This is a genomic window from Ruegeria halocynthiae (assembly GCF_900106805.1).
GTDB classification, from domain to species: Bacteria; Pseudomonadota; Alphaproteobacteria; order Rhodobacterales; family Rhodobacteraceae; genus Ruegeria; species Ruegeria halocynthiae.
This window is the reverse complement of record NZ_FNNP01000008.1, coordinates 34514-46974: the sequence shown is the minus strand read 5'-3', so window position 1 is coordinate 46974 and position 12461 is coordinate 34514. Positions and strand designations below refer to the sequence as shown.

Here is a 12461-nt window from a genome sequence, read left to right as displayed (position 1 = left end):
GTTCACTTCCAGTTATGTCCGATAATCGCTCCGGCCACACCGCCGATCGCCGCTCCTTTGCCGTCGCCAACCAGCGCACCAACGCCAGCGCCGACCAATGCGCCGGTCAGAGTATTTTTCTTTTTCTTATCGTCCGCGTGTCCGGCCGAGGTCAGTGCCAATGAACATGCCATCGCCAATGTAAATATCTTGAAAACACTACCTGAACTTGTCATTTCGGAGCCCTCCTGTGAAATGACTTTTAAGGATGTTCACCCAGCCTAGCCGGGCTGGCCGCATGTGGCAACAATGCGGTGCGGGATCAGACTTCTTCGATCTCCGATATCCCCTCAAGCGACTTCAACGCGCCTTTGATCTCCGGGTTGATCGCGAAGTTTCGCCCCAGATCCATCTCGACCTCACCCGGCAGGCCCGGATCGAACAGGCAGACATAAACCGGTCCTTTCGCGGCCCTTTTGGCCGAGGTTTCTGCATCTTCCAGCACCTTTGCCATGCTTGGTAAAACTTTGGAATCCTCGACAAATACACGCAGACCCGTGGCCCCTGCCTCGGCTACCACCACGTCGACGGGACCAACAGAGCGGCCCAACAGCTTGAGCTGATCCGCCTCCATCGTTGCCTCGGCGGTCAGAACTACTTGCGAGCCAGTTTCCAGAAACTCGCGCGATTTCTCCAGTGTATCCGAGAACAGCGTAACCTCGTATGCGCCTGTAGGGTCTGAGAGCTGTGCAAAGGCGAACCGATTGCCGCGCGCTGATTTTCGTTCCTGCCGGCCGGCGACGACACCGGCCATTTTGGCGATAAACGGGCCAGAGCGTGCCTTTTCAGTCACCTGATCCAGCGTCAACACCTGTTTGCGCTTCAATGCAGGCATATAATCGTCCAGCGGATGGCCGGATAGATAAAACCCGATGGCCTTGAACTCTTCGCTCAGGCGTTCGGCGGGCAGCCAATCGGACGCGGGTGACAGGCGGGGTTCCGGCAAGTCATCCCCTGCTTCACCAAACAGCGACACCTGGTTCGAATTCTTCTGGTCATGAATGGCAGCCGAATACTGCACCAACGGGTCCAGACTTTCGAACACACGACGACGGTTCTTATCGAGCTGATCGAAGGCCCCGGCGCGCGCCAGCATCTCTAATGGGCGCTTGCCGACTTTCTTCAGGTCAACCCGGCGGGCAAAATCGAACAGATTGACGAAGGGCTTCTCGCCACGTCCGTCGACGATCAGATTCATTGCCTCTACGCCCACGTTCTTGAGCGCGCCCAGCGCATAAACCAAGTGCCCGGCATCGACATCAAAAGTGGACTGAGACCGGTTCACACACGGTGGTACGTAAGGCAGCTCCAGCCCTTTGCGGACCTCTTCAAAGTATACAGCCAGCTTGTCGGTCAGGTGGATATCGCAATTCATGACACCTGCCATAAACTCAACCGGGTGGTTCGCCTTCAGCCAGCCGGTTTGATAGCTGACCACCGCATAGGCCGCCGCGTGGGATTTGTTGAAGCCATAGTTGGCGAACTTATCCAGCAGGTTCCAGACCTCAGTCGCCTTGGCCTCGTCCACGTCATTCTCGGCGGCACCTTTGAGGAATTTGGGGCGTTCGGCATCCATCGCCTCTTGGATTTTCTTACCCATCGCGCGGCGCAGCAAATCCGCACCGCCAAGGCTATAGCCCGCCATTTCCTGAGCGATCTGCATCACCTGTTCCTGGTAGACAATGATGCCTTGGGTTTCGTCAAGGATATGGTCGATGGAAGGGTGCAGCGTGTCCCGTTCGCTCAGCTTGTTTTTGACCTCGCAGAACTTGGGGATGTTCTCCATCGGGCCCGGACGGTACAGCGCGACGAGAGCAATGATATCCTCGATGCAATCCGGCTTCATCCGCTTGAGCGCATCCATCATGCCCGAAGATTCCACCTGGAACACCGCAACCGTTTTGGCCGCCGAATAGAGCTTGTACGTCTCTTCATCATCCAACGGGATGGCGTTGATCTGGTTCTTGGCGCCTTCGGCCGGTTCGTAAAGTTCGGTACCGTCGGCGGCGATGTGCAGATCGCGCCCGGATTTGAAGATCAAATCCATTGCGTTTTGAATCACGGTCAGCGTTTTCAGACCCAGAAAGTCAAACTTGACCAAACCGGCCTGCTCGACCCATTTCATATTGAACTGGGTTGCGGGCATATCGGATCGCGGGTCCTGATAGAGCGGCACCAGCGCGTCCAGCGGCCGGTCCCCGATCACCACCCCAGCCGCGTGGGTCGAAGCATTCCGCAGCAACCCTTCGACCTGTTGGCCATAGGTGAGCAGACGCTCGACAACCTCTTCATTGCGTGCCTCTTCGCGCAGGCGCGGCTCATCCTTTAGTGCTTTTTCGATGGAAACGGGTTTCACGCCTTCAACCGGGATCATCTTGGACAAACGGTCAACCTGCCCATAGGGCATCTGCAGCACTCGCCCGATATCGCGCACAGCAGCCTTCGAAAGCAACGCACCAAAAGTGATGATTTGCCCTACCTTGTCGCGCCCGTATTTCTGCTGCACGTAACGGATCACCTCTTCGCGGCGATCCATGCAAAAGTCGATATCGAAATCGGGCATCGAGACCCGTTCTGGGTTCAGGAATCGTTCGAACAGCAACGAATAGCGCAACGGGTCAAGGTCGGTGATCGTCAATGCATAGGCCACCAAGGACCCCGCGCCCGAGCCCCGGCCCGGTCCAACCGGAATATCCTGATCCTTCGACCATTGGATAAAGTCGGCGACAATCAGGAAATAGCCGGGGAAACCCATGCCTTCGATGATGTCGAGTTCGAATTCCAGCCGCTCCTGATACTCTTCTGGGGTCACCGCGTGAGGGATCACGGCCAAACGCTTCTGCAGGCCTTCATTTGCGATACGCCGCAGTTCCGCGACCTCGTCATCGGCGAATTTCGGCAGGATCGGATCTCGCCTGTAGGCCATGAAGGCGCACCGCTTGGCGATCTCGACCGTGTTCTTAATCGCTTCGGGCAAGTCGGCGAACAGGGTCACCATTTCCTGCTGCGACTTGAAATAGTGCTGTGCCGTCAGGCGGCGGCGGCCTTCCTGCTGATCTACATAGGCCCCCTCAGCGATGCAGATCAGCGCGTCATGCGCCTCGTACATATCTGAGGTCGGGAAGTAGACGTCATTGGTGGCAACCAGCGGCAGATTCTTGGCATAGGCCATCTCGACATGCCCACGCTCGGTCAGGCGTTCAGCCTCGGGCTGGCCGTCCTCGCCAGGGTGGCGCTGCAATTCGACATACAGGCGATCTGGGAACATCCGGGCCAGTCGATCCACCAATACATCTGCCGCCGGGCGCTGACCCTGTTGCAGAAGCATCCCAACAGGACCATCCGGCCCGCCGGTCAAACAGATCAGACCCTCAGACCGATCCGCCAGTTCTTCCATGGTGACCTGCGGCAATTGCCCACCCTTGTCCACATAAAGGCAGGAACTGAGCTTCATCAGGTTCTCATACCCGACCTCAGATTGTGCCAGCAGTACAAGCGGCGCGGGCGCCTTGGGCTTTTCACCCGGTTGCGCCTGCAGATAGGTCAGATCAACCTGACAACCAATGATCGGCTGCACCCCTGCCCCGCTGGCGGTCACGGAAAACTCCAGCGCCGAAAACATGCTGTTCGTGTCCGTGACAGCAACGGCGGGCATCTCTATTTTCTCGCAAAGACCCGGCAGCTTTTTCAGCCGGACGGCGCCTTCCAGCAGGGAATATTCGGTGTGTACGCGGAGATGGATGAATCGGGGATTGCTGCTCATATCGGCAAGCTATCCCAGCAATCGAGAATGCAAAAGCACGAACCTGCCCCGCAGATTCGACAAAACAATCACCACTGATTATTCGGATATTTCTGAAGGTGCTTCAGCACTTGTATGCGCACAATTTGGAAAAGTACTTTACTTTCAATCGGGTGAATGGAAAGTCGATGCGACAATACACCGCCATTAACGCTTAATGGTACATCACAGGGGCAGTTTTTCTTGCCAGATTGCCCATGCTGTTTCTAACATCTAACGGCAAGCTATACGCCCGCTACTCTTTCTACGTCGCATCGAAGGAGAGCACCCAAAGGGCGCAACCGGGTAACGCGACGGGTTTCACACATGAATATCACGTTTCTTCTGAACGGAGAGACTGTGGAGCTGGCGGATGTTGATCCAACAGTGACCCTGCTGGATTGGCTGCGCGAGGATCGCGGTCTGACCGGTACCAAAGAAGGCTGCAACGAGGGCGATTGCGGAGCCTGCACCGTTATGGTGACAGATGAAGGCGGTCACAAAGCGCTGAACGCCTGCATTCTGTTCCTGCCGCAATTACATGGCAAAGCCGTACGCACGGTCGAGGGCGCATCGGGCCCGAATGGTGAGGCGCACCCGGTACAACAGGCCATGGTCGATCTGCATGGTTCGCAATGCGGTTTTTGCACCCCAGGTTTTGTCATGTCGATGGTCGCAGGCCACACCAATGGCGCGACGGATCACGACACACAGCTTGCCGGTAATCTGTGCCGCTGCACTGGTTACGCTCCGATTGTTCGCGCAGCTCAGGCTGCCGAGGATAAACCCGTTCCGGTCTGGGTCAGAGACACACCCGTGGCATCACGGGTATCTTCGCCGATGTTACCGGAATCCTCGGATGAGCTTGCTTCTGTTTATGCCAAACACCCCAATGCCACGTTGGTTGCAGGTGCTACTGACGTCGGACTTTGGGTCACCAAGCAACTGCGTAACCTCGACACGGTTATTTTCCTGAACCGCTGCGACGATCTCAAAGATATCAAGGTGACGGATGATGAAATCCGTTTCGGCGCCATGGTCGACATGAACCGCATGGGCGATGCACTGGCCGATCTGCACCCCTCGTATGCCGAGATGATCCGCCGCTATGCCAGCGTTCAGGTCCGCCACGCGGCCACCGTTGGCGGCAATATCGCCAACGGCTCACCTATCGGAGACAACCCGCCCGCGCTGATCGCGCTGGGTGCCACGCTTCACCTGCGCAAAGGAGATGATCGCCGCGCGATCAAACTGGAAGAATTCTTTATCGACTATGGCAAGCAAGATCGCACCTCTGGTGAATTTGTCGAGGCCGTCAGTATTCCGCGTCAGGTTGACCGACTGAAGACCTACAAGCTTAGCAAGCGGTTCGATCAAGACATCTCGGCGGTCTGCGGATGCTTCAACATCACGGTTGCAGAAGGTGTGATTAAAGATGCTCGCATTGCATTTGGCGGCATGGCCGGAATCCCGAAACGCGCAAGGCATGTCGAAGACGCGCTGGTTGGCAAACCATGGACACACCAGACCATCAAAGCCGCGCAACCCGCGTTCGCAACGGACTACACGCCGATGACGGACATGCGCGCCTCGGCCACTTATCGGCTGGAGACTGCCAAAGCGCTGCTCGAGCGGTATTTTCTGGAGGATCAGGGCGAGGTGACCAACGTATTGGAGGTGTCGGCATGAGTGTGACCAAACCTCTCCCGCATGACGCCGCACCTCTGCATGTTTCCGGGTCGGCACGGTATGTGGATGATATCCCGACGCCGAAGGGTACATTGCATCTGGCGTTTGGTGTCAGCCCGATCGCCAAAGGCAGGATCACATCTATGGACCTGTCGGCGGTGCAAGCTGCCGAAGGCGTCGTGCTGGTAATGACGGCCGAGGACCTTCCCTTTTCCAACGATGTCTCGCCGTCGATTCATGACGAACCGTTGCTATCGGACGGCACCGTCAATTACATCGGCCAACCCGTTTTTCTTGTCGTCGCAACAAGCCATTTGGCGGCCCGCAAGGCGGCGCGACTGGGCAAGATCGAATATGCAGAAGAGACACCGATCCTGACGGTCGAAGACGCCCTTGCCGCCGACAGCCGGTTCGAAGAAGGCCCCCGCATCTATACCAAGGGTGATGCGGATGCGGCCATTGCTGGTTCAGCGCACGTGATCGAGGGCAGCTTCGAACTTGGCGGGCAAGAGCATTTCTATCTGGAAGGACAGGCTGCGCTGGCCGTACCAAACGAAGGTGCGGATATGCTTGTGCATTCTTCGACCCAACATCCGACCGAGATTCAGCACAAAGTGGCGGATGCGTTGGGTGTTCCCATGCACGCCGTGCGCGTGGAAACCCGCCGTATGGGCGGAGGGTTTGGAGGTAAGGAAAGCCAGGGCAATGCTTTGGCCGTTGGCTGTGCCATAGCGGCCCGTATCACCGGTAAAGCCTGCAAAATGCGCTATGATCGCGATGACGACATGATCATCACCGGCAAACGCCACGCATTTCGAATTGCCTATCGCGCCGGGTTTGATGAGAATGGTCATATTCAGGGCGTCTCATTCCTGCACCACGCCATCTGCGGGTGGGCGCAGGATCTGTCCCTGCCCGTCGCGGACCGGGCGATGTTGCATTCAGACAATGCCTATCTGCTGCCAAATGCCCGGATCGAGAGCCATCGGCTGAAAACCAACACCCAATCCGCCACTGCCTATCGTGGCTTTGGAGGCCCGCAGGGCATGGTCGGGATCGAGCGGTTGATGGATCACGCCGCACAAGCGTTAGACCTTGATCCAGTCGAATTGCGCCGCCGAAACTATTATGAACCGGCTCATCCGGTTGCGGAACGCGCTCCGGCAGAGAAACCTCTGGGGCAGCCCGATCCGCACGAAGATCTGACCAGCCGGGGAGCGGTGGAAACCGGCTATGCCCCGGTTCGTCCCCTGCCCTCAGGCGGCAACACCACGCCCTACGGCATGGAAGTCAGCGATTTCGAGTTGCACGGCATGACCGAGGCACTGCTTAAATCCAGCGATTATGCCGCTCGAAAAGCTTCTATTGAGAAATGGAACGCCGAAAACACAGTGATCAAGAGGGGCATCGCGTTCTCTCCGGTCAAGTTCGGCATCTCCTTCACGCTGACCCACCTAAATCAGGCCGGAGCATTGGTGCACGTCTATCAGGACGGCTCGGTTCATTTGAACCATGGCGGTACCGAGATGGGTCAGGGGTTGTTCCAGAAAGTGGCACAGGTCGCGGCCTCGCGGTTCGGCATCCCACTTGAAATGGTTAAGATCACCGCAACCGATACAGCCAAAGTGCCCAACACCTCGGCCACGGCGGCATCTTCAGGCAGTGATCTGAACGGCATGGCGGTGAAGGCCGCATGTGACACGATCCGTGACCGGATGGCTGACTATCTGGCCGAGCGGCATCAGGCAGATCCGTCCTCAGTGGTATTCGCGGATGGCCATGTTTCGGTCGGCGAGGAACGTTATGCTTTCGCCGAGGCGGCTGCACTGGCCTATCAGGGCCGCATCAGCCTGTCGGCAACCGGATTCTACAAGACACCCAAGATCGAATGGGATCGGATCAAAGGGCGCGGTCGACCGTTTTTCTATTTCGCATATGGCGCGTCAATCACCGAGGTGGCCGTCGATACCCTGACGGGTGAAAATCGCATCTTGCGCACGGATATTCTGCATGACGCAGGCGCGTCGCTGAACCCAGCGCTGGATATTGGACAGGTCGAAGGCGGTTACGTGCAAGGCGCAGGCTGGTTGACGACCGAAGAGTTGGTCTGGGACGATAAGGGCAATCTGCGCACGCACGCGCCGTCGACCTATAAGATCCCTGCCTGCTCGGACCGGCCTGACATTTTCAATGTCGCGCTTTGGAATGGCGAGAATCGAGAGGACACGATCTATCGCTCAAAGGCAGTAGGGGAACCACCGTTCATGTTGGGCATATCCGCTTGGCTGGCACTGTCGAATGCCGTGGCCGCCTGCGGGGACAGCTATCCTGCGTTGGATGCGCCAGCCACGGCTGAAGAGGTCTGGCGCGGCGTCCGAAGGATGAAGGGAGACATCTGATGGGATTTGACCTTGAGGCTTTGAGGGAGGCGGTCAAAACCCACGGCAATGTGGCTCGCGTGGTCATCGCCGCAATCAAGGGATCGTCCCCCCGCGAAGTTGGTGCTGCAATGCTGGTTTGGAAGAACGGGCAATCGGGCACTATAGGCGGCGGCACGCTGGAATTTCAGGCAGCTAAGGCTGCGCGATCCCAGACTGCACACGCCCGCCAGACACAACATGCGCTTGGCCCTGATCTGGGCCAGTGCTGCGGCGGGGCAGTGACCCTGCTAAGCGAAATCTATGATCTCGATGCGGTCGACAGCTTGGATGACACCGTTGTTGCACGATCAGCGTCGAACACCGAAATGCCTCTGGCGGTTAAGAGATTGCTGGCTCAGGCCCGCGGTCAGGGCCTGACGCCCGAGCCGCAGTTGCTTGACGGGTGGATGATAGAACCGGTTCACAAACCGGCCCGCAATCTTTGGATTTGGGGTGCGGGTCATGTCGGTCGAGCGCTGGTTGACGTTCTGTCGCCTCTGCCTGATCTGGCAATCACATGGGTCGACACCGGGCCGGAAAGGTTCCCTGAAACTATTCCGGCCGGTGTAACAAGTATACCGACAGTCAAACCAGCCGAACTGGTTCGGCATGCACCGCGTGACGCAGAGCATCTTGTGCTGACTTACTCTCATACACTGGACTTGGAACTGTGCAACAGATTGCTTTCACACGATTTCCGCTTTGCGGGTTTGATTGGTTCGGCTACGAAATGGGCGCGGTTCCGATCGCGGCTTGCCGCCCTCGGGCATTCGCCTGAAAGAATAGCCCGTATCACATGCCCGATTGGCGACCCGTCCCTGGGCAAACACCCACAAATGATCGCCGTTGGTGTCGCAGCACAAGTTCTGCACCCGGCCCGACAAAACGAATTGAAGAAGGACCTGAGCGCGTGACCACTCCACTTCTGAGTTTGCAAGGGCTGACCAAAGCCTACCCCGGCGTCGTGGCCAATGATCAGGTGTCTTTTGACATCGGAGAAGGCGAAGTTCACGCCCTTCTGGGCGAAAACGGCGCTGGAAAATCCACGCTTGTTAAAATGATCTACGGGTTGGTGAAGCCGGACAGCGGCACCATGTTGTTGCGTGGCCAGGCCTTTGCCCCGCCCGAACCGCGCGCGGCACGGGCTGACGGTATCGCGATGGTATTCCAGCATTTCTCGCTGTTCGACGCCCTGAATGTCGCCGAGAATATCGCGCTGGGGATGGAGAACCCACCGCCAATGGGCGATCTGGCCTCGCGCATCCGCGAGGTTTCGGAAACCTACGGGCTGCCGCTGGACCCCTTCCGCATCGTGGGCGATCTGTCGGCTGGTGAGCGCCAGCGGGTCGAGATCATCCGCTGCCTGTTACAGGATCCCAAGCTGTTGATCATGGATGAACCGACTTCGGTCCTGACCCCGCAGGAAGTCGATATCCTTTTTGAAACGCTGAATAAGTTGCGCTCCGAAGGCACTTCGATCCTGTACATCTCGCACAAGCTCGAAGAGATCAGGACGCTATGCGACCATGCCACGATCCTGCGTCTTGGTCAGAATGTTGGCGAGTGCATACCCGCCGAAACCTCGGCCAGGGATATGGCCGAGATGATGGTGGGCTCGACCCTTCAAACTCCGGAACGCTCGGGGCGTGAGTTTGGTGAAGTTGCATTGGATGTAAGTGGCCTCTCGGTCCCATCACCTTCTGAATTTGGCACTGCGTTGAAGAACGTTCATATGACGGTTCGCAAAGGCGAAGTTCTGGGCATCGGCGGCGTCGCCGGTAATGGTCAGGACGAACTTCTGGGCGTGTTGTCCGGTGAGATTCCAACCGCTGCCGACGCAATCAAGTTCAACGGACAAGCCATTGGCAAGAAGGGGCCCACCGCTCGCCGCAAGCTGGGCGTGCTGACCGCACCCGAAGAACGGCTGGGCCACGCTGCCGCGCCAGACATGAGCCTGACTGAAAATGCTTTGCTGACTGGATCGGTTCGCGAAGGGTTGGAGAGCAACGGATTTCTAAAATGGAACGAAACCAAAGGCTTCGCTGAGAAAATCATCGAAGAGTTCGATGTGCGCACACCAGGTCCCGAGAATGCGGCAAGGTCGCTTTCCGGTGGGAACCTGCAGAAATTCGTGATCGGACGCGAGGTGTTGCAAAACCCTGACGTACTGGTGGTGAACCAGCCGACATGGGGCGTGGATGCTGCTGCGGCGGCCTCGATCCGGCAGGCCATTCTTGACCTCGCAGCCAAAGGTACAGCGGTGGTCTGCATAAGTCAGGATCTGGATGAGCTGATGGAGATTTCAGACAGTTTTGCCGCGCTAAACGAAGGGCGGCTAAGTGCCCCGCGTACAACCATTGGTCTGACGGTTGATGAAATCGGCCTGATGATGGGTGGCGCACATGGCATGGAGGTGGCGCATGTTTGACCGCCAAATCCGCCTTCGGCGAGAGTATTTACAAAAAGATGAAAAAAACGGGGGGATGCGCAGATGATTGTGTTGGAGAAACGGCCTCAGCCGTCGAAGGCGTGGTCATACGCGACCCCTTTGGTTGCGGTGATTGCAACTATGATCTTTGGCGGCATTCTATTCGCACTTCTGGGTAAGAACCCGGTTGAGGCAATCGGAACGATTTTCTGGGAACCGCTGTTCGGTGAGTTTGCCTTTTATTACCGCCCGCAATTGCTGGTGAAAGGCGCGCCGCTGGTGCTGATCGCGATTGGCCTGTCTTTGGGCTTTCGCGCAGGCATCTGGAATATCGGTGCCGAGGGACAGTACATCATGGGTGCCATCTTTGGCGCGGGTGCAGGTCTGGCCTTTTATCCTCTGGATGCGTGGTACATCTTTCCGATCATGGTACTGGCCGGTGCTTTCGGGGGCTGGCTGTGGGCGATGATCCCGGCCTTTCTGAAGGTCAGGTTTGGCACCAACGAAATTCTTGTGTCGCTGATGCTGGTCTATGTGGCCGAGCAGTTTCTGGCTTCGGTATCATTGGGTTTGCTGAAGAACCCCGAGGGGTTCGGGTTTCCCGGATCACGCAATTTGCAGTCTTATGAAAGTGCGCATAACGCTGAACTGATCGCAGGGTCGGGAATGCACTGGGGGGTGGTTGCGGCATTTATTGCAGTGATCTTCTCATACGTGCTGCTGAACCGACACATGCTGGGCTTTCACATCCGGCTGACTGGCGAGGCGCCGCGTGCCGCAAAGTTCGCGGGTGTAAATCCGGCGCGACTGATACTGTTTTGTCTGGGCATATCCGGTGCACTGGCCGGGCTGGCAGGGATGTTCGAAGTAACGGGTCCTTCGGGTCAGGTCAGCATCGACTTCAACGTGGGCTATGGCTTTACCGCGATCATCGTTGCCTTTTTGGGCCGTTTGCACCCGGTGGGCATTCTGCTGGCAGGCGGGTTGATGGCGCTGACATATATCGGTGGTGAAATCGCGCAATCTCAGCTGGGTCTGCCCGCCGCAGCCATTCAGGTTTTCCAGGGGATGCTGCTGTTCTTCCTGCTGGCCTTCGATCTTTTGACCAACTACCGCATCCGTGCGGCCCGTAGCGAGGTAGCGTGACCCATGGACCTAGGTGAAATCAATCCCGTACTTCTGGTCGCCTCGTTGATGGTGGCCGCAACCCCCCTGCTTTTGGCCGCGATCGGCGAACTGGTCGTCGAAAAGGCAGGTGTTCTAAACCTCGGCGTTGAAGGCATGATGATCATTGGTGCGATCAGCGGTTTTGCGATTTCGGTCGAGACCGGCTCACCATGGCTGGGTTTCATCGCCGCCGCTATTGGCGGCGCGATACTATCGCTGCTGTTTGTCCTGCTAACGCAGGTGGCGCTGGCCAATCAGGTGGCAAGCGGACTTGCGCTGACGTTATTTGGTTTGGGATTCAGCGCATTGTTGGGTCAAAGCTATGTGGGCGTCAAACCGCCCAGCATGGGTGAAATTAACATCCCATTCATTAGCGACATCCCGGTGATCGGTCCGATCCTGTTCCAGCACGACCCGATCTTATATCTGGGGATCGCTCTCATTGCTGCCGTCTGGGCAGTGCTGAAGTACACGCGTATCGGCTTGATCCTACGCGCGGTGGGCGAAAACCACGATGCAGCACATGCCTTGGGTTACAAAGTCATCAAGATCCGCATCATGGCAATTATGTTCGGTGGCGCATGTGCCGGGCTGGGTGGCGCCTATATCAGCCTGATCCGAGTTCCACAGTGGACCGAGGGCATGACTGCTGGTGTCGGTTGGATCGCTCTGGCACTGGTGGTGTTCGCCAGCTGGAAGCCGTGGCGTGTCCTGTTGGGTGCCTACTTGTTCGGCGGCATCACCGTGTTGCAGCTTAATTTGCAGGCGGCAGGCGTTGCCATTCCAGTCGAGTATCTGGCAATGTCGCCCTATATCATCACGATCCTTGTGCTTGTGATCCTTTCGGCCGACAAAAGCAGCGCACCTGCATCACTAGGCCGGATTTTCCACGCCTCGCATTAGACGGGGCCAACTGAACCAACTTGGGGAGTAACTA

8 protein-coding genes are annotated in these 12461 nt (G+C 57.4%); 6 read left to right on the top strand and 2 right to left on the bottom strand.

Annotated elements, in window-relative coordinates:
* Window positions 1-2: 2 nt before the first annotated feature.
* Both BLU89_RS16855 and dnaE read right to left on the bottom strand, forming a co-directional pair.
* A complete protein-coding gene (locus BLU89_RS16855) occupies window positions 3-215 on the bottom strand; it encodes a YMGG-like glycine zipper-containing protein (RefSeq protein ID WP_245709776.1) in 213 nt (70 codons plus the stop codon).
* Window positions 216-301: 86 nt separating this feature from the next.
* Window positions 302-3802, bottom strand: a complete 3501-nt coding sequence (gene dnaE / locus BLU89_RS16850) for a DNA polymerase III subunit alpha (protein ID WP_074738188.1) — start codon at window positions 3800-3802, stop codon at window positions 302-304.
* Between the two features lie 345 nt (window positions 3803-4147).
* Here dnaE and xdhA point away from each other — a divergent pair, with 345 nt between their 5' ends.
* From xdhA to BLU89_RS16820, 6 genes are all read left to right on the top strand, one after another.
* Window positions 4148-5509 carry a xanthine dehydrogenase small subunit gene (xdhA, locus tag BLU89_RS16845; protein ID WP_074738186.1) on the top strand — a complete coding sequence of 454 codons (1362 nt, stop codon included), beginning with the start codon at window positions 4148-4150 and terminating at the stop codon, window positions 5507-5509.
* Entirely contained in the window at window positions 5506-7908 is a 2403-nt protein-coding gene (gene xdhB, locus BLU89_RS16840) for a xanthine dehydrogenase molybdopterin binding subunit (RefSeq protein ID WP_074738184.1), read from the top strand. Before xdhA ends, xdhB begins: the two co-directional genes overlap by 4 nt.
* Window positions 7908-8843 carry a xanthine dehydrogenase accessory protein XdhC gene (gene xdhC, locus BLU89_RS16835; RefSeq protein WP_074738182.1) on the top strand — a complete coding sequence of 312 codons (936 nt, stop codon included), beginning with the start codon at window positions 7908-7910 and terminating at the stop codon, window positions 8841-8843. Before xdhB ends, xdhC begins: the two co-directional genes overlap by 1 nt.
* A complete protein-coding gene (locus BLU89_RS16830; protein ID WP_074738180.1) occupies window positions 8840-10357 on the top strand; it encodes an ABC transporter ATP-binding protein in 1518 nt (505 codons plus the stop codon). Before xdhC ends, BLU89_RS16830 begins: the two co-directional genes overlap by 4 nt.
* A gap of 63 nt (window positions 10358-10420) precedes the next feature.
* Window positions 10421-11503 carry an ABC transporter permease gene (locus BLU89_RS16825; protein ID WP_074738178.1) on the top strand — a complete coding sequence of 361 codons (1083 nt, stop codon included), beginning with the start codon at window positions 10421-10423 and terminating at the stop codon, window positions 11501-11503.
* Window positions 11504-11506: 3 nt separating this feature from the next.
* Window positions 11507-12427, top strand: coding sequence for an ABC transporter permease (locus tag BLU89_RS16820; protein WP_074738176.1), 921 nt, complete (start codon window positions 11507-11509; stop codon window positions 12425-12427).
* Window positions 12428-12461: the final 34 nt, after the last annotated feature.